Origin of the sequence: Odoribacter lunatus, from assembly GCF_943193135.1 — a bacterium.
Lineage (GTDB): Bacteria > Bacteroidota > Bacteroidia > Bacteroidales > Marinifilaceae > Culturomica > Culturomica lunata.
The window spans coordinates 43,375-63,370 of sequence record NZ_CALPCZ010000014.1; the positions used below are offsets into that span (position 1 = coordinate 43,375).

The following is a 19,996-nucleotide window of genomic DNA, read 5'->3' on the forward strand; positions in this document are numbered from 1 at the left end:
CTATTCGTGATTGGTTAATACTCGGTGGGGTATTTGTCCGTGTGAAATCAATTCGATGGGACAGTGGTATGATTTCAGCTGTTCGGGAGAAATCAGGTTCGAGTTGTGGTAATGCAATCCCCGGTTTACACAGGCGATGGTTTTGACGTATGAACAGATCGTTCCCACATCGTGGGAGACCATGATGATACTTAAACTCCGGTTCAGTTCCCGGAGTATGTTGTAGAGCTCTTTTTCAAAGTCGCAATCGACATAGGTGGCGGGTTCGTCCAGAATCAGCAGGCGGGGCGAGGAAACAATCGCCCGGCAGAGGAATACACGCTGCATCTGTCCGCCCGACAGCTCTCCGATAGGGGTGTTCAGGTAGTTGCCCATGCCGTATTTCTCCAGCAACATCCGAGCCTTTTTCCGGTCTTCCCGGGTGTAATGGCCTTTCAGTCCTTTCTCCGACAATAATCCGGAAAGGACCACTTCCGTGATGCTGATGGGGAAATGCCGGTCAAAACGGCTGTTTTGCGGAAGGTAACCGAAAAGATTGTGTTTGGACTGATGATAGATGACTTCTCCTTCATAAGGTTTCAGCAGTCCCAATATGATTTTCAGCAAGGTCGTTTTTCCTCCCCCGTTGGGACCGATTACTCCGATAAAATCCTGTTCGTTGATTTGGAGATTGACGTCATGCAGTACGGACAGTCCATCGTAACCGGCAGTAATATGTTTTAATTCTAAAATCGTAGACATAAAGATACGTTGATCAATCTGAGGAATTTTCGCGGAATACCTGCAGCAAGTGATACATTTCTTCCAGCCAGTTTTCGTTTAAAGGGTCTATGGGGACGATTCGGCTGGCGGTTGAGCGGGCGACAGCTTCCGCATTTTTTATGTCGAACTGTTTTTGGATGAAGATTACGGAGATGGATTTGTTCCGGGCTTCATCGACAATCTCTTTCAGGTGAGCGGGGTGAGGCTCTTTCCCTTCCTCCTCGATGGATATTTGTTCCAGTCCGTAGTCATGGGCGAAATAGGTTAGAGCGGGGTGGTAAATGAGGAATGCCCGGTTCTTTTGGGTGGACAGGACGTTCGTCGCTTCCTGGGCGAAAAGGTCGATGTCGGCTTTCAATTCGTTGTAATTTGCCGTAAAAAAGTCCCGTTTGTCGGGATATTTCCGGGAGAGTGTTTCCACTATTTGCTGACAGATATGCAAGGCATAAGCGGGGGACAGCCAGATATGGGGATCCACGCTTTCTCCCGGATGGGAGTGGTGGTGACCGCAGCTGCCAGCCAGCAGTGACAGACTGTCTGAATGTCTGATAAGCAAAATTTCCGGTTTGCGAGTCAATACCGGATAGAGGTGTGTTTGTTCAAAAGGCAGGTTGCCGATGGCAAAATAGACATCGCTGTTATACAAATCTTTTAATTGTCCGATGTTTAAATCGCAGGTAGCGGGATTCATGCCCGGCGGAATCATCACGTTGACTTTTACCTCTTCTTTAGCTATGCGTTCTATAAAATACTTTTGAGGGAGGATACTGACACTTACGGTAGGTCGGTTCGTTTGTGAAGAACGGCAAGCACACAGACAGACAATGATGAAATAAAATAATACGGTCGAATGAAAAGAAACTTTCATAATTATTACATTCCTGTTTTGCTGATAAAACAGTGCAAAGGTACGAAGAAATAATTATTTCAAATCATACTTGAATATATTCATTTCTTTCGGATTTCTGAAATTTTCAGTGTTATTCTGTCATAAAAAGCATGGCTACTATGGGTTTGTTAGTAGTATGCTTTTAATAAAACGGATTGTGTAGGGAGGATTAATGTCCAACTTGTTTTTGTTGCTCAGCATTATAACGGTCACCGACAACGGGGATGGCGGCAACGGTGCGTTCCAACTCGCTCCACGCTTCGGCTGGAACGTCAAAAGCAAGCGTATGCAAATTCTCTTCCAGGTGCGACTGCTTGGTCGTTCCCGGAATTGGAACAATCCACGGGGCTTTCTGCAGAAGCCAACCGAGAGCCACCTGCGCCGAGGTCATACCGCGCTCCCTACCGAAGCGTTGCAATGCCGCCACGATGCGCGTGTTGGCGCGAATGGCATCGGGCTGGAAGCGGGGCAGGGTGTGGCGGTTGTCGTTCGCCGTATCGAAAACGGTGTATTCGTTGATGCAGCCGCCGAGAAAACCCCGGTTGATAGGGCTGTAAGGCACAAAGCCGATGCCGAGTTCCCGGCAGATGTCCAGCACGCCGTTTTGCTCCACGTCACGGTGCATCAGGTGATATTCGCTTTGAATGGCGGTAAGCGGACAAACGGCGTGAGCCTTGCGAATCGTCTCGGCACTCACTTCGCACAATCCCCAACGCTGCACTTTGCCCTTTTGGATGAGTTCTTTGATGGTTTCCGCCACCTCTTCAATCGGCGTATGCGGGTCATAGCGATGCTGATAAAACAACGGGATGGAATCCGTCCGCAGACGTTTCAGGGATTCTTCACAATAACGGCGCACCGTCGCACGACTGCTGTCCTGCCGTCCCGTGCCTTTGCCGTCAATGACTTCGTGACCGAATTTGGTGGTCACGTTGATTTTGCCCTTGAATGCCGACAAGGCTTCTCCCGCCAGATACTCGTTGGTCAGAGGTCCGTAAATGATAGCGGTGTCGAAAAGCGTGACGCCACGTTCCACTGCTTCGTGCAACAGCCGGATGCACGCTTTCTTATCAGGGTGCTGGCTGCGGTTATAAGTCATACCCATTACGCCAAAACCGAGGGCGGATACTTCCAATGCCGCACGTCCCGTGCCAAGCGTGCGGCAGGGCATACCATTCTTGATAACGGGCGATGCGTTAGCGTCACCGAGGGCGACATTAGCAGCCTTTACCTTGTTGACAACGGGTTGAATGGTGAGCGCCGCTCCCACGGTTGCTGCCACTTTCAGAAAATGGCGACGACTGATTTCCTGCTTCATAATGATATAATTAAAGTTCTGACGCAAAGGTAAACGGAAAGCCCCGCAACGGATTTGTTGCGAGGCTCAAAATGTTTTGTTGCAAGGTTCAATATGAGAACTCTTTTTACCTTACTTACTTCCACATTTCTTCAAATCAGCCCAGACTTTATCCACTTCGGTCTCTCCCTCAAAATAAGGATGTTGTTCGCTCCTGCGGAATGTTTCGCCGGCGGGGACGAGGATGATTTTGTCCGAATCGGGATATTCGCACACATCGTGACCGATGTAGGAACGCATATCGAGGTAGGTGCAAGGCTCCTCGGTGTGATTGTGGAGCTGGTGCGCACCGCTCTCTCCTGACTCAAAAAACAAAATGTCCCCTTCGTGCACGGTTTCAAGTCCGGCAGGCGTTCGCAGGGTCGCCGAACCGGACAATATAAAGAACAATTCTTCCGCATAGCGATGGAAATGATAAGGGGCATTGTATTGCTGCGGATTGAGCTGCCGCAAGTCGAAATTCAGGTATTGCGGTTCAACGCCTTTCACCTGCCGGGAAATGTCGGTCAGCAGCCGAAATCCGTCTATCTTGCCGGGATTCGGCTGAAAATCGCGTTCTTCTTTTCGAATAATGGTTGCCATAATGATTGTCGGATTTTAGTTATATACTTCCTGTCGGAGCCACGCCATACGCTTCCTTGTATATCTTTGAAAAGTGAGAGAGGTTTTTGAAGCCCACTTCATAGCAGATGTCGGAAATTTTGCGACCGCCTTTCCGGATTTGTTCGTAGGCGGCATCGAGACGTCGCTTTGTCAGCCATTTCTGTGGCGTGAGGTCGCTGACCTTGGCAAAGTCCCGTTTGAAAGTCGCCAGCGAGCGACCGGTATAATAGGCGATTTCCTGCATCGAAAGCTCGTTCTTGTAGTTCTTTTCCAGAAACTCCATAATGTCGATTTTCCACGGGTCAACGAAATCGAACAGCGAAGCATAGAGATTTTCATCCGTATGCAGAATCGCATAAACGCCCTCCGTCATTTTCAATTTCAAAACCTCTTCAGAGGGCTTTACGGCGGCATCGAAATAGGGAATCACGGATTCAAACAGGCTCCGTATGTCGGGACGATTCGAGGGCAGAACACGTAAGCTCGCCTTATCGCGTCTGGCATCTGCCGGAATGTCGCGTCGGTTGAGCGTCTGATAAAATTCGCCAAGAAACTCACGGGAAAATTTCAGCACGATAGAACGATAGGGATTCCCTTCCTTTGCCCGCTTTTGCAGCCACATCCGGTTATCACGCCGCATAAAAGCGCAGTCACCGGGATGCAGCACGGTTTTGCGTCCGCGTTCGGTAATCTCCAGTTCGCCGGAATAAATGTAAATGAGCGTATGCTCCCGGTTGCAGTGCGCACATCCGCGGTCATCGGTAAAATAGCTTGCCATAAACACGTTCGAGCAGTCAAAAACATCCAGACGTTCCATAGTTATTTCCTTATTTCAAAGACAAAGATACGAACTTTTCGTGTATGGAATTTTGTTGGAAGGCTCAAATTTAACAGAAATTCCCCTCAAAAACTGCTGCTTTTGAGGGGAATTGGAGAATCAGTCGGATGATTTATTTCTTAATTTCTTCCAGCAGGCTTTTTACGGTTGCTTCCAGTTGCAGGTCGCGTCCCTGGATAGCCGATGCCGGATCGTTGGTGACTCTGATGTCTGGTTCCAGTTGCAGGTTCTCCAGATAGCGTCCCTGATTGTCTTTCATGCCAACTTCGGGAATACCGAATACGAGGCTGGGGTCCTGCTGGGTTTCCCACCACACGGCGGTCATGGTACCCGGTACGGGCATACCGACCAGTTTACCGAGTCCGAGTTCTTTGTATACCCAGGGGAAGCCGTGTGCGTTACTGTAATTGCTTTCGCTCATGATGACAGCGGAAGGTTTGGTCCATTGGGCAAAAGGATCCTGGCCGATGTATTGACCGCGGGGGAGGAATTCCGCGAATTTTTTACCGCTTAGCATGTTGACGAGGTCCTCATGCAACCAGCCGCCGCCGTTATAGCGGGTGTCCAGGATGATGGCTTCTTTGTTCCGGTAGCGTCCGAAGATTTCGGAATATATTTCACGGAAACTTGCGCTGTTCATGCCTTGAATGTGTACGTAACCGATTTTTCCGTCAGACAGTTTGTCGACCAGGGCTTTCCGTTGTTTTACCCATCTGTTGTACAGTAAGCTGTTTTGCGCACCCTGGGAAATGGGTTTCACGTATTCGGACCAGTGTTCCTTGGTGGTCGGGTCATACAGGTCCAAATAAACCCGTTTCCCGCTTTGGTTGTTCAATAAATGGAAATAGTCTTCGCCTGCCTTGACGGGCTGGTTGTTGATTTTTTCAATGATAACGCCTGCTTTGATTTTGGTTTTGGCGGTGTTTAACGGTCCTTTTTCAATGATTTCCTTGATTTTTAAGCCGTCTCCTTTGTATTCCGGATCATAGAATGCACCTAATGCAGCAGTTTGCGGAGCACTGTTGTAACTGTAATACCGCGCACCGGTATGGGAGGCGTTTAATTCGCCCAGCAGTTCTCCCAATGCTTCGGCAAAGTCGTAGTTGTTGTTGATGTGCGGCAAAAAGCGCTTGTATTCTTTTTGATAAAATTTCCAGTCTACGTTGTGGATGGCTGGGTCATAGAATTTATCCACGACTTGTTGCCAGGCATGGTCGAAGATATACTCTCTTTCCTGCGGTTTTTTCAGTTCCATTTCAGCTGTATAGGTAACCGGAGTGACTTTACCACTGTTAATGTCTATTTTGGAAATCTGACCTCCGGAAAGCAGGAACAGATTTTTACCTTCTTTGTCCATTTCAAGGGCACCGCCCCATTTGTTGAGTTTGGATAAAATCTTGGTGCTTCCTTCTTTGAAATCGCGTACCCACAGGTCGTATCCGCCTTCGAAACGGGAAAGATAATACAGCTTGTTTCCGTCTTTGGTTAAAACAGCGTCTCCCAAATTGGAGGAGTTAATGGTCAGACGGGCGATGCGGTCTTCCAGATTGTTAAAGTCAATGGTAAGATCTTTTTTCTCCTCTTTCTTCTTGCTGTCTTTTTTATTAGCTTTTTCTTCTTTTTTCGGATTCTCTTTCTTCAGTTCTTTGGCCAAAGCGGCTTCCTCTTTATTCATTTTGAAGTCATCCCAGGCTTCAGGATCGAGGAACATGGCGTATACATCGTAGTGGGCGCCCCAGCTTCCGTGGCTGCGGTAACCGGCTCTGTCCGAGTGCCAGATAATGACTTTGCCGTCCATCATCCATTTGGGTGCAGCATCGCTGTAACCGCTGTTGGTAAGATTGTGGATTTCCTGGCTGCCGTCCGCTTTCACTAATGCGATGTCTGTGTTCTGCCAGCCGCCGTGCTCAAAATAATTGGCTAAAATCCATTTTCCGTCGGGAGACCATTGATACCATTGGTCTCCGTCACTGTAGGAATAGTTGTATTTTGCTGGTAAAACAGTGCGTGTTTTTTTATTTTTTAGGTTGATTACTTTGATTTCTGTGCGGTTTTCAAGGAATGCCACTTCTTTACCGTCCGGTGAAAACTGAGGTTCAAATTTGGCATTTTCACCTTTGGTGAGTTGTTCTTCTTTGATTTCCTTCGCATAGGTAAACAGTTTGTCCGTGCTGTCTGTCAATGAAGCGGTATAGATATTCCAGTTCCCGTCCCGCTCTCCGGCGTATACCAATGTCCGGCCATCCGGTGAAAAGCTGACGGAACGTTCCTGGCTGGCAGTATTGGTAATGCGTTTGGTAGTATTGTATTCAACGGAGGTAACGAAGACATCACCGCGTACGATGAATGCGATTTCTTTTCCGTTAGGAGAGAGGGCTATTTCTCTGGCTCCGCCGCTCATGTTGGATGGGGTAATCTGTTGTTCTATCTGGTCACCGAAAATGTTAATATTTAGTTTTTTGGGTTGTTCTCCTTCTTTTACAGTGTAAATTTCTCCGTTGAAGAAATAGCAGAGCGTTCCGTCATCGGATTTGGTAAGGAAACGTACGGGGTGCTTGCTGTGTTTGGTTATCTGTTTTATGTCTTTGGGATTGTTCAGGGACATTTTGCAGATGTTGAAGTCTCCGAAACGTTCACTCAAAAAGTAGATATTTTCATCGTTTTCAGCAAATACCGGATTGCGGTCTTCCACTTCCTGATTGGTGAGGTTGGTGAATTTCCCCGTTTTGAGGTCGTGCATCCAGACGTCCCGTGTGACAGAAGATTTGTGATGTTTTCTCCATTCGTCCTCATACCCTTTTTTGTCGTGGTAGACGATTTTGTCTCCTTTGGAAGAGAATTGAATGTTATAGGCATCGAATGTAAGAAATTGTTCCGGTCTTCCTCCGTTTAAATCTACGGCATACACCTGCGAACCGGAGGGGAATTGGGTGTAATTCGCATCGGGCAGCAGGTTGGTCTGGTAGAGGATTTTTTTCCCGTCCGGAGTAAAGGTAACAGGAACTTCGGATGCGGAGTTCCAGGTCAGACGTTTGGGAGTTCCTCCTGTTGCACTGACGATGTAGACATCCATGCCTCCCTCACGGTCGGAAGCGAAAGCTATCGTTTTGCTGTCCGGCGACCATACGGCACGTCCGTCATAGGCGGGATTTGTCGTTAATTGTGTGGCGCGTCCACCCTCGCTGCTGACGGTGTAGATATCGCCTTTGTAATTGAATGCGATAGTTTTTCCATCCGGAGAGATGGCCGGATAGCGCATCCATAAAGCATTGCCTTGGGCTTGAAGTCCGCAGACCGCCAAAAGCATGCTGATTGTAAGGAAGATTTTTAAGATATTCATGTCCGTTATAATTAATAATGAGCCAAATGTAACTCTTTTTTACTTATAAAACGGAGGCTTGAATATTTTTAAGAAATAATTAATACACAAAAGAAAAAACGCCCCGAAGGGCGTTTTTATTTATTTTTTGTACATTCCCAATTGGTCGGGATTGAAGTTGTCGATGAAAGCAGCGTGAGCGGCTACCTTGGCCTGGCCGTATTTGATGAATATTTCGGCTGATTTAAGGAAGCGGGCAGCACGTTGGCTATCCTGCAACAACAGGTGTCCGATAATGGTATAACCGGCGATTTCCACCAACCGACGGGCGTGGAAGTCGGTGTATTCCGTATTGCCTGCGGCATTGACGGTCGCTGTCGTTCTTTCCAGCGTATCGGCCATTCCTTTCAGCGTGTTTTTCAAATACTCATGTTCCGGTGCGACTTCCGTTTTTTCATATACTTCCCGGATGTGTTTCAGGTACTGTCCGGTGGTTACGCCACGGATGGCTGCCACAACCTGCAACTGTGAAGTTCCTTCATAGATGTTGGTAATACGGGCATCCCGAACGTAACGCTGAATAGGATAGTCTTTCATAAAACCGGAACCGCCGTGAATCTGCAACGCATCGTAAGCGATCTCGTTGGCGTATTCGCTGGCGAACAGTTTCTGCAGCGGAGTATAGATATCAGCCAGTTTCTGGTATTCTTTCATTTCATTCCGTTCATCTTTATCCAACGCTCTTTCTTTGGATATGTGATAGTAGGTTTTGTAGACATCAACAAAACGGGCCGTTTCATAGAGAACGGAGCGGATTCCGTGCAGTTTGGCTTCCATGTTGGAAAGCATTTCGTAGATGGCAGGGAATTCAATGATAGCTTTACCGAACTGTTTTCTCTCTTGGGCATATTTCAAACCTTCCCGGTAAGCGGCTTCGGCTATACCGGTGGATTGTGCACCGATACCCAAACGGGCGGCGTTCATTAGCGCCATGACGTATTTAATCAATCCCATTTTACGTTCACCTACCAGTTCTGCGGGGGCGTTTTTGAATACCAGCTCACAAGTAGGAGAGCCTTTGATACCTAATTTGTTCTCGATGCGGCGTACGGTTACGGCATTGCTGTTGCGGTCGTAAATGAACATGGAAAGACCGCGTCCGTCGTTAGTCCCTTCCTCAGAACGTGCTAATACCAGGGAGATATGTCCGTCTCCGTTGGTAATGAAGCGTTTTACACCGTTCAGGTACCATGTATTGTCTTTTTCGTTGTAGGTAGCTTTCAGTTGTACGGCCTGTAAGTCCGAACCAGCATCCGGTTCCGTCAGGTCCATGGCGCAGGTTTCTCCAGCAGAAACACGGGGGAGATACTTGGCTTTCTGTTCCGCACTGGCGAATTCGTTGATTGTTTCGGCACAGTCCTGCAATCCCCAGATGTTTTGCAATCCGGCATCGGCACGAGCAACCAACTCAGCTGCCATGATGAAAGGTACAATCGGGAAGTTTAATCCGTTGTATTCCCGCGGCAGGGAGATACCGTTTAATCCGGCCTGGTTGATGACGTCGATGTTTTGTTGGGTTCCTGCGGCATATTTTACGTGACCGTCAATTACCTGAGGTCCTTCAGCATCTACTGATTCAGCATTGACAGCTACGACTTCTCCGCATATTTCACCTACAATTTCCAATACTTTGTCATAATTGTCAAGAGCATCTTCAAAGTCTTTAGGGGCTGATTCATACTGTTGCACCTGAGTGTAGTTGCGTTCTTTCAGGTCTACAATCTTTTTCATCAGCGGATGACCGAGATGAAATTTTATATCTTCATTGTCTGTATAAAAATTAGCCATATTCTGAATTATAAATTATTTACTGTTTTTCTTGTAATATTGAATCATCTTCGGGATAACAACATTTAAATCGCCTGTAATGACATAGTCGGCGAATTTGTTGATCGGTGCGTTGCTGTCGGTATTGATAGCGATGACCATTGCTGATTCTTCCATACCGGCGGTATGTTGGATTTGTCCGGAAATACCGCATGCAATATATAATTTCGGTCTAACGGTGACACCGGTTTGTCCGATCTGCCGCTCGTGTTCGCAGAATCCTGCATCTACGGCAGCACGGGAAGCACCGACTTCTCCTCCTAATACTTCAGCCAATTCATACAATAAATTGAAATTCTCCTTGGAGCCGACTCCGTATCCTCCGGCAACAATAATCGGCGCTGCTTTCAGATTGATTTTTGATTTTTCAATTTGGCGTTCAATGACTTTTATGACGAAATCAACATCTGCATTTACGTATCGGTTGACATCGATATTTTTTACTTCTCCCTGATGAGAGGGGTTGTATATTTCTTTTTTCATTACGCCTTCACGCACGGTTGCCATTTGAGGTCTGCATTCCGGATTTACAATAGTCGCAACGATGTTTCCTCCGAATGCCGGGCGGATTTGGTAAAGCAGGTTGTGATAAACTTGTTTGGTTTTGGCATCTTCATAGTCTCCAATTTCCAGACTGGTACAATCGGCTGTCAAGCCGCTGTGCAGGGCGGAGGAAACACGGGGTCCCAAGTCGCGTCCTATGCTGGTAGCCCCCATAAAGGCGATTTGCGGTTTTTCTTCTTTGAAGAGATTGACCAATACGGACGTATGGGGAAGTGTCGTGTAAGGAGCCAGGCGTTTGTCATCCCCTTTCCATAATACATCAACTCCGTATGGGAATACCTGTTTTTCCACGTCTTTTAATCCGGAACCTAAAACGATAGCTTCCAGTTTTACACCTAATTTACTGGCAAGGGTACGGCCTTTGGTCAGCAATTCCAAGCTTACGTCGGCAATCGTACCATCTTCTATTTCGCAATATACAAATACGCTGTTCATAATCTGATTTAATAAAGTTTGAAAGTTAATGAAGTTGATTGGCTGTTTATCCGATTGTGTGATTGCTGATCAATTCTTTCACCATATTCTCAATCGCTTCGTCATTTGCTTCCACTGTTTTTGCTTCTTTGGCTTGGAAAACAACGTTCTCGATTGTTTTTACTTTCGTCGGTGAGCCGCTTAAACCAAGATCTTGTGGATCGCAGGTAATGTCGTTTACGCTCCATTCCGTGATTTTCAGGTATGGGCGTTGATTGATGATGCTGATGTAGTCGTCATCGGCATTTTGCATTTCGGATGCAGCCTTTGCATATTTGTATTGCATGACTCTTCTGGCATTGCGGGGACGACAGGATGCTGCAGAACCGTTTACGGTGATGACAGCGGGAATCGGGCAAGTTACGACTTCGATACCTCTTTCCAAACGGCGGCGGATAGTCAATTCTTTGTCGTTGCAAGCCAATACTTCTTCTGCATAAGTAACTTGCGGAAGACCGAGTTTTTCTGCTACTTGCGGTCCTACTTGCGCTGTGTCTCCGTCAATAGCCTGACGTCCACAGATGATTAAATCGGCAGATAGATTTCGTAAAGCGCATGATAAAGCATAGGAGGTGGCAAGGGTATCGGAACCGGCAAAAGCCCGGTCAGATAATAAATAACCACCATCGGCTCCACGGAACATGGCTTCGCGAATAATTTCCGCAGCCCGACCGGGACCCATCGTTAAAATATGTACGGTAGAACCTTCGTTACTATCTTTGATTCTTAATGCTTGTTCCAGGGCATTTAAATCTTCCGGGTTGAAAATTGCAGGTAGGGCTGCTCTGTTAACAGTTCCGTCTGCCTTCATTGCATCTTTTCCCACATTTCGAGTGTCGGGAACTTGCTTTGCAAGAACAACGATTTTTAATCCTTTCATGTGTGTATTTTAAATTATTGTGGTTAATATTTACCTTCTGTTATTTCGTTACACTATTAAAATTCGGTAAAGGTAACATTTAAAATTGAAAAAGCTATTTTAATGTTTATTTTTCGATTGTATTACAACTCCAAATAGCCCAGCTTTTTTCTGCTTGCTTGATGAGCATTTCCCAACCGTTGCATGTGTGTGCGCCGTAAAAGGCTCCGCGTTTCATAAATTCCGTTGTTTCCGGATTATATACTAAATCAAAAAGATAGTGTCCGGAGTTTAAAAGCGAATAGGGAATATCCGGATAAGAGTGTATGTCCGGCCATGTTCCTAAAGGTGTTGTGTTTATGATTAACCGATATTGGGAGAGCAGGGGGGCGATTTCATGATAGCCGATTTCATCGGCTTTTCGGGGGGTACGTGATACGATTAATGATTGAATGCCGAGTGCTTGTAAAACGAATTTTACAGCTTTGGCCGCTCCGCCGTTTCCCAAGATAAGGGCATGGGTGATGTTTTCGGGAATAAAGCGAATCAGGGCGTATTTGAAACCATAGACGTCAGTGTTGTATCCGATAAATTGGAGTTGTGAATTTTGCGAAATAATCTTGACGCAATTGACAGCACCGATTTTCTGAGCTTCTTCGCTCAATACATCTAAAAAAGGAATGATGGATTGTTTATGAGGAATTGTTACATTGAAGCCTTTCAAATTTTTATAGCGGGATAATAAAGGTAAGATTTCCGATATGTCTTCCTGTTCAAATTTCAAGTATTCCGCTTCAATCTTTTCACATTGAAATTTTTCCGAGAAATAGCGTTGGGAAAATGAATGTTTTAAAGGAAACCCTACGATGCCATAAGTATCCATGCTTTAAAGCTGTTTTTTTAATTTTCGGGCAAGATATTCAATCCCTTGTATCAGAAAAAAGCCGAGCAGGCATAAAAGAACAGCACGTCCTATAAATGGGTCGGATTGGGTTGCATATTTGTCCGGTAATACGTTTAGTCCGGAAGTTTCTTTCCATGGCCATACTTTATTTAAAGAGCCTAGCATAAATCCTGTCAATAAGGCTATAGTTAAAGCATGGTGGTTTTTCAGTAGCCAGGACAGAAAATGGGAAAAACTGATGATCCCGATAACGGCTCCGATAGCGAAGAGCAGAATGATTCCTAAATGTAACTCACTAATGGCTTCCATGATGAAACTATATTTTCCAAGCAAGAGTAAAATAAATGCTCCTGAAATGCCGGGTAATATCATGGCGCAAATGGCTATTGCACCGGATAACATGATGAACCACCATGTTTCCGGTGTAGAAGCGGGGGATAGAATGGTAATCGTATAAGCTCCCGCACCTCCTGCTATTAGTGCAATCCAGGTGGAGAAATTCCATTGTTGTATTTCTTTGGATATGAGTAAAGCGGATGCAATAATCAAACCAAAAAAGAATGACCAGATTTCAATCGGATGTGTGGTAAGTAGATAGTTCATCAATTTGGCTAAGGAAAAGATTGAAATACCGATGCCACAGAGTACGGAAAGCAGGAAACTACCGTTTATTTTTTTCCACAATTCTTTGAATTTTAGCTGAAAGAGTAGTTTTAATGCAGCTAGATCAAAACTTTTTATGGAGTAGATTAATTCTTCGTAAATGCCTGTAATGAATGCGATTGTGCCTCCGGATACTCCGGGAACAACATCAGCAGCTCCCATACAACAGCCTTTAATGACCAATAAAAGATAATTTCTTTGTTTCCCCATAACAACCGATTGATTTATATAAAATAGGTATTGTGTTTAAGATTTGGAAAAAACATTCCGATGTTCAAATCTTCTCAAATCAAATACGGTTTTTACGGGTGTAAAAGTAGACAACGGAACTTCTACGAATATAGTAATCCATTGAGCCATGGCTCCGTTCCAGAGACCGGGCAATTCTTGTACTTTTATGTCTTTTCCTTTGTATGATTTGTTTGTGATAAATCCCTGACTTTGGTCGATAAAGTCTGGCAGGTCGAATCGTTTGCCCTTGTAATTACGGGTACCACAAACAATATCCACTGGATTGAAATGGGTGGAACAATCAAAGATTTTTTTCTGTTCCTTGTCTTTTAGGTTGATTTGCGCCGATTCGATAATCATTAATCTGGAACTGCCATCACTTGTCTTTACCCAGAAAGGTCCTCCGCCAGGCTCTCCTTCGTTTTTAACCATACCGCAAACCCGGATAGGACGATTGAGGATATGTTGTAAGAATTTGATTCTTTCTTTTTGGGATGAGAAATTCAAGTTGTTTGCTTTTTTATAACCGATATTATTTTCAATAAAGGCATCAATTTCGTCTAATTCGGAATCTGTAATAGTCTTTTTTTCCAAAAGGTCAAGTTGTTCAAATACTTTGCTTTGAGTTTCCAACAAGACTCCCCCCAATAATTTTTTGAATTTAATGGTATCGGCTTTGCTGCGGTCCGGAATAACATTATCGATATTTTTAATAAAAATGACGTCGGCATTGATTTCATTTAAATTGTAAATCAAGGCGCCGTGTCCCCCCGGACGGAAAAGGATTTTGCCGGAATCATCCCGAACGAGTTCTCCTTTTTCATCTATACTGACAATATCTGTAGAAGGTTTTTGAATGGAGAAAGTAACTTCATATTTTACATCAAACATTTTTTCAAATACTTTGGTTACTTTTTTTAGCCGATTTTTGAATAGTTCAACATATTCGGAGGAAACAGTAAAATGCAGGCGAGCTTGTTTGCCTTTTTTGCAATAGAGTGCAGCTTCCACTAAATGTTCGTCAAAAGCTGTTCTGACGAAATCACGATATACATGGAAATCAACCAGTCCTTTCGGAGTATTTCCGTAATTTAATCCTTTCGGCCCGAGGATGTATTCTAGGATTTCTCTGAACATTCTTTTATCCAGCAATTTATCCAGGTCTTTTCCTTTTTCCCACATAATATTCTTCAATCGGGAATAGAAAGGGAACTCATTCAGGTGTGTAAAGAAATCATGCATGCTGTTGGGCTCCGTATCCTGTACAAATTCTAGAAAATCTTCGGTAGAGCCGGTATACTTTTCTAAAAATGTGAAAAGTGATTTAAACATTCGGGTGGCGGAGCCGGAAGCCGGAACCATTTTTACAACTTCGGCATTCTGTATCCCTTCTTCATAAAGATCCGTGAGGTAATTTTGTTCATCGGTAGGTATGGTTTTTATTCCGTTTTCAAGGGTAGCAGGTTCTGTAAGATTCACATAATCAAAACCTTTTTGAAAATTTTCAATCTGTTGATCAATTTGTTCACACTTGATACCCCGGTCTTTAAATTCTTTTAAATCTTCTTTTGTATACATATTATAATTCTTCTAAATTATCATATAGTTCTTCTTGATTGTCCAATTCTTTTTCATAAAAATCTTCCGCCTCTTCCAACAATGTATCAATATCATCTTGAGAAAAAGGTTCTTCGTCAATCCAATGAATATGCTGATTACTGTAAAATCCATCCAGATCACATTCAATAATACAACGTGGTTTCTCTGTATGCACGACATAGACTAAATCACTTGATTCCTGCGAATTGTCTGCAATAAGAAATTTAGGTAACATGATTTTATATTTAATTATAGTACAAAGTTAAAATAAATCTCCGGAATAACGACACAAAACAGATAGAAATGAATATAATATATTTATAATCAAGTATTTAATAAATAAATATATAATAAAAAGGAATATGTGTTCATGTCTGTTTTTCAGGGAGCAAATTGTACTCTATCGGTTCTGAATTAAAAAGGATATGTTTTTGATGCAAAAACATATCCTTTTTGCACTGAAAACATATACTTTTTAAAAACGTTTTAATCTCTTTTATATCGATATATAATTTTAACTATAGATTTATATTTTTAACATAGGTATTGATAGGATTTCTTTGGCATATTTCTGTGTAACATAAATTCAATTCAGAATATTCGATTCTCAGAGAGTTTATTTTACATTTTCTTTTTCTTTTTCTTTTCCTTCGCACCTTTTATATATATTTAATATGAGCTATACGAATTATAAAATCCATATATTTTTAAATATACCATTCGCACATTTTTCACGTAATTTTTTAATATATAATAGAAAAATATAATTTAGAATAATTATAAATTGAAATTAATAGGCAATAAAAAGTTTTTTTTACACGACTTGGTAAATATATCATATACAACTGAAAAACAGATATTTATAATTTTTACTTTGTGGAAAATGACTGCGAAGGATGGTTTTGTTGGGTAAATTGGTGTGTTGATCGTATCTTGTTTTATTCTCTTTTATCAAAAAAAGTATAATTTTGCCTTACGTAAAGAAGTATTCAGAAATGAAGAAATATTTTTTTAGATTAATCGGGATTATTGCCATATTATGGCTTTTAGGGGAGAAAGAAGCCTTTGCGCAAGGTTTATTGTGGACTGATTCATTGCGGGTAAGCATTGAAGATTCTACGGTTGTGAATTATTCTGATGGACCTTATTTGGAGTTTTCTATTTTCATTGAGCGTACAAATGCCAGTTGGAATATGAGTGATACTGTATTAGGAAACAGTGACCTTTATTTTTATGCGAACTTTAGCGCTTTCGATGGTGATCCGCAGTTTGTGTGGGTACATGATAGTTTGAGTACGGGTATTGTTTCTATAGGTAGTGGAAATCCGAATGCGGTATTACAGGCTAATGTGGGTGTTTGGGCAGAGCGATTACATATAGCTTTAACACGTCAGGATGCAGGACAAGGGAATGCTATATTGGGAGTTAATGTGAATTCCGGTGCAAAATACAAATTGAGATTGGCAGTCGGAAAACGAGAGAAGTTATGTACAGTGCGTTGGAAGTTAAGAACGCCGTTGTCAGTTATTTTAGGTATAAAGTGGGATACAGGTGTGCGTGGAGCCACAGGTTTACAAACGTATGGTGGTAATCCTATTATAGAGGCATTAACGGGAGATGTAGAGAAACTTCCCTCGGATTTGTTGAATGTGGATTGTATGGAGAAGAAATATTATGTTTGTGAAAAAGGACCTTTATCTATAGGTTTGCATGCGGAATCTACAGGTAAGGGACTTGTTTACGAATGGTATGATTCCCTGCCGGGAGCTCCTTCTTATCCGATAGTAAGTACAGATACTTTACAGAATCGGACTTTGCCAACTGGGAAGAATTATACGTATCATTATAAATTTAATGGAGAAGGGGATACCTTATATATAGATGAGGTCCCTCTGTCAATAGATTCTATTTATTTTTATTGTTTGGTTAAGGATACAACATTAACAACCCATCCGGAAGTTTGGTGCGGAACACAGTTGATAGTTCGAGATCAAATTAAGGGATTTATTTCACCATTGAGCGATGACTATGTTGCCAATAGAATAGATACAATTACGAAATGTGCCGGACAAGAGACGGTGGATGCTCGTTTTAATTTCTATGGGGTTTCAGAGAATGAATTGACAGATATTGATTCTGTTTACATGATTTATTGGGTAGATCCATGTGATGGAGGACCTTTATCTGCAGATACGGTGAAAGTCGGTATTACAACATTAAGTGAGTCAAGTACTCAAATAAATGGTGAAACCGTTTATTATTGGCAAGATAAAGTAATGGGGAAAGGCAAAGTTTTTATTCATAAAATATGGACACGTTATTGTGATAATGCATTAGTGGCAGTTGATTATGATACTGTTTTTATAAAAGAGGATAATCTTCAGATGCTTCCTCTCCTTACGGTTGCTTCAGGACAAACTATAATAATGGATTCTATTAATTCACCTGTATTTACCTATGGTACATCTAATTGGCCGATTACTACTAATGGTATTGTTTCTTTGCGTGGTTTAGGGAGTATATCAAGAGGTCCTTTGAATAAATTGCCTTTTAGTTATACTGCTAAAGATACGACAGGATTGGATACGGTGTTATATAAGATGCCTGAGGGTCAATGTGCTTATATGAGGGAAATTGAAGTGCAGGATTTAAAATATCTTACATTGAAAGTGTATTTATGGGGAGCGTGGCGAGAGGGGCTAAATTCAATGTATGCTTTTATGGGAGATGTGTCTAATGTGAATACATTTACGAAAATGCAGGATTTATCAGGAGCCTATTTTGTATCACCTTATAATCCTGATGTTAAAATAACGACGAATCGATTGCGTGAAATTGTTCAGAAAAGAAAGGATAATGGTGAATTGGGTTTTGTTGATTGGCTTGAAGTTGCAGTAGTAGAAGCAGACTCTAATATCGGTTCTCTAATTTATCCATTTAATATTATTAAGAAGGTTGATTCGTTATCGTGTTTTTTAAGGGAAGATGGTATTGTTTGTGATACAGCTGGTAATCCATATATTGGTTTTAAAAATTTACCTCAGAATGATTATTATGTGGTGGTAAGACATCGAAATCATTTGGGAATAATGTCTAATGTGAAAATAGCTTTAAGTTCATCAATTCCAAGTGGTGTTATGCTAGACTTTACATCAACGATAGCTCCGATAGCAGGAATTACGAATGTTGCTTATTATAAACCGCCGACAATAAATAATTATTTTATGTATGTGGGGGATGTTGATGCAAATGAAAAAATAACAACAGCTGATAGAAATAAGATTCAGTTGAATGTAAATTCATCAATGAATTACTATGTGGAAGATATAGATTTTAATCTGCGAGTTAATACTGTTGATATAAATACCTGGGGGACTGCTAAAGCGAATACAGCAACAGGATATATAAATCCGACACAGGCTTTTATTTGGTGATATGAGTATGAATTATAAAATATGGATACTATTAACTTTGATTTTTATAGGTCAGAGTTGGGAAGTTTTTGCAGCAGTACAGGGTGCTGCAGGTAGAGATAGTATAGAGGTTAATTTATACAATGCCCATGTTGAGAATGTGGGTAGTGCTCTTGTATATAAGGTTGATGTAAGATTGAGGCGATTGACTGATTGGTATGCAACGCCTCCTTTACCGATACCAACAACTAAGTTGTATAGTACTGATATTTATTTCAAATGGTACGATCTGTTGGATCCGACTAATAACGGAATATGGGATAAGTTTACAGGAACAGGGATAAACAATTGGGGATTATTGTGGGATTGGGCAGTTGGAGAACAAGGAAAAGCTCCTAAAGTGGATTTTGGAGGTGGTTTAGTTTATTCTGTATATAATGCAACTGCTGTTGCACCAGATGAATTCTTTTTAGCTAATGGAGCGAATCAACAGTTGGGATTGATTTATATGACAAGTCCTGTTAGTGCAGATTATGCATTGGATTTTAAAAATACAGATGATTATTTAACTTTAGGAACTATTACTTGGCAATTACAGCCGGGAGTATCGGGAGAAGTTGGAATTGTTTTAGATCCTGCGGACGATAAAACTGGTATAAGAAATCAGACGATAAATGCGGGTTCATCAGGAGAATTGATATTGAATATTAGATATTCAGGTACGGGTATTGTTGATCTTGGAGGGGATATTGAACCACCTGTGTTTGCAGAGGATATGGATACAATATCTTGTGCTACAAGTTTCCCGTTTGATGTCGATTATGCATTGAATTCTAATATAACACCTAAGGGTGCTGATTCGTGTATTTGGTATGTGGAACCGAGTGGTGCCACAATCTCAGCTACGGATAGCGGTTCTATGGTGACTATTCAATGGCAAAATCCTGGAGTTTATACGATTTATGCTTATTCTTATAATTCTGGGTCAGGAGCAACGTCCGATACGATATCGCAGAAGGTATATATTAAGAAAATGCCTAAAGCAGATATTGACAGCATTATATATGCTTGTTCATCAGTTTCGGTTATCACTCTTTCATATACAAATCTAATACCGACTGGTACAAACACAGATTGGTTAAATGCTTCAAGAAATCCGCTTATGGGTACTCCTGTTAATGGTCCTATTAATGTATCGGAAGAGGGAACTTATTTTTTGACCTTGGACTTCGAGGGGTGTCGGGATACGATAGAGGTGTTTGTACAGAAGACGATGCCGTCTGTTACTGTAAATCCATTACTGACGACTTGTGATGATTCATTGGTTTTGTGGGTAAATTCCTATGTGGGAGATTTGAAATGGTTGGATAGTGGAAAAAATCCTTTAAGTGACGGAGTTGCAAGAAAACAAGCCGGTCAAGTGACAGCTTCTTATTGGGTTTATACCTTGATTGATAATAACGGAATTTGTACTTCCGATACGTTCCCTGTTACTGTTAAATTTAATACGAAACCAATTGTTAATGTTGGGACGAATGGTGTTTTGACGAGTTGTAGTTCTAGTGTAAATTTAGTAGCCACGAGTAGTGATCCTGGAGCCACGTTGAAGTGGTTGGGATGGCAGTTATAATGCG

The 19,996-nt window shown here is 42.4% G+C and carries 15 protein-coding genes; 2 read left to right on the forward strand and 13 right to left on the reverse strand.

Going from position 1 to position 19,996, the window contains the following annotated elements; genetic code table 11:
- From NFR61_RS07015 to NFR61_RS07075, 13 genes are all read right to left on the reverse strand, one after another.
- Positions 1–741 carry a metal ABC transporter ATP-binding protein gene (locus tag NFR61_RS07015; RefSeq protein ID WP_251622063.1) on the reverse strand — a complete coding sequence of 247 codons (741 nt, stop codon included), beginning with the start codon at positions 739–741 and terminating at the stop codon, positions 1–3.
- A gap of 13 nt (positions 742–754) precedes the next feature.
- Positions 755–1,630 carry a metal ABC transporter solute-binding protein, Zn/Mn family gene (locus NFR61_RS07020; RefSeq protein ID WP_251622065.1) on the reverse strand — a complete coding sequence of 292 codons (876 nt, stop codon included), beginning with the start codon at positions 1,628–1,630 and terminating at the stop codon, positions 755–757.
- A gap of 190 nt (positions 1,631–1,820) precedes the next feature.
- Positions 1,821–2,969: an aldo/keto reductase gene (locus NFR61_RS07025; protein ID WP_251622067.1), complete on the reverse strand. Its 1,149-nt coding sequence runs from the start codon at positions 2,967–2,969 to the stop codon at positions 1,821–1,823.
- Positions 2,970–3,080: 111 nt separating this feature from the next.
- A complete protein-coding gene (locus NFR61_RS07030) occupies positions 3,081–3,590 on the reverse strand; it encodes a cupin domain-containing protein (RefSeq protein ID WP_251622069.1) in 510 nt (169 codons plus the stop codon).
- A gap of 19 nt (positions 3,591–3,609) precedes the next feature.
- Positions 3,610–4,428 carry an AraC family transcriptional regulator gene (locus NFR61_RS07035; protein ID WP_251622071.1) on the reverse strand — a complete coding sequence of 273 codons (819 nt, stop codon included), beginning with the start codon at positions 4,426–4,428 and terminating at the stop codon, positions 3,610–3,612.
- A gap of 133 nt (positions 4,429–4,561) precedes the next feature.
- Positions 4,562–7,789, reverse strand: coding sequence for a S41 family peptidase (locus NFR61_RS07040; protein WP_251622073.1), 3,228 nt, complete (start codon positions 7,787–7,789; stop codon positions 4,562–4,564).
- 120 nt (positions 7,790–7,909) lie between these two features.
- Positions 7,910–9,616, reverse strand: a complete 1,707-nt coding sequence (locus NFR61_RS07045) for an acyl-CoA dehydrogenase family protein (RefSeq protein ID WP_251622082.1) — start codon at positions 9,614–9,616, stop codon at positions 7,910–7,912.
- Between the two features lie 15 nt (positions 9,617–9,631).
- Entirely contained in the window at positions 9,632–10,654 is a 1,023-nt protein-coding gene (locus tag NFR61_RS07050) for an electron transfer flavoprotein subunit alpha/FixB family protein (protein WP_251622084.1), read from the reverse strand.
- 46 nt (positions 10,655–10,700) lie between these two features.
- Positions 10,701–11,573, reverse strand: a complete 873-nt coding sequence (locus NFR61_RS07055) for an electron transfer flavoprotein subunit beta/FixA family protein (RefSeq protein WP_251622086.1) — start codon at positions 11,571–11,573, stop codon at positions 10,701–10,703.
- Between the two features lie 106 nt (positions 11,574–11,679).
- Positions 11,680–12,435 carry a shikimate dehydrogenase family protein gene (locus NFR61_RS07060; RefSeq protein ID WP_251622087.1) on the reverse strand — a complete coding sequence of 252 codons (756 nt, stop codon included), beginning with the start codon at positions 12,433–12,435 and terminating at the stop codon, positions 11,680–11,682.
- Positions 12,436–12,438: 3 nt separating this feature from the next.
- On the reverse strand, positions 12,439–13,329 hold the full coding sequence (locus NFR61_RS07065) for a DUF368 domain-containing protein (protein ID WP_251622090.1): 891 nt from the start codon (positions 13,327–13,329) through the stop codon (positions 12,439–12,441).
- Positions 13,330–13,365: 36 nt separating this feature from the next.
- Positions 13,366–14,928 (reverse strand): DUF4301 family protein, encoded by a 1,563-nt coding sequence (locus tag NFR61_RS07070; RefSeq protein ID WP_251622093.1) that lies wholly within the window; start codon positions 14,926–14,928, stop codon positions 13,366–13,368.
- 1 nt (position 14,929) lies between these two features.
- A complete protein-coding gene (locus tag NFR61_RS07075; RefSeq protein WP_251622094.1) occupies positions 14,930–15,184 on the reverse strand; it encodes a hypothetical protein in 255 nt (84 codons plus the stop codon).
- Between the two features lie 760 nt (positions 15,185–15,944).
- Here NFR61_RS07075 and NFR61_RS07080 point away from each other — a divergent pair.
- Positions 15,945–18,383: a hypothetical protein gene (locus tag NFR61_RS07080; RefSeq protein WP_251622095.1), complete on the forward strand. Its 2,439-nt coding sequence runs from the start codon at positions 15,945–15,947 to the stop codon at positions 18,381–18,383.
- Between the two features lie 37 nt (positions 18,384–18,420).
- Positions 18,421–19,992 carry a hypothetical protein gene (locus NFR61_RS07085; RefSeq protein ID WP_251622096.1) on the forward strand — a complete coding sequence of 524 codons (1,572 nt, stop codon included), beginning with the start codon at positions 18,421–18,423 and terminating at the stop codon, positions 19,990–19,992.
- The last annotated feature ends 4 nt before the right edge of the window (positions 19,993–19,996 follow it).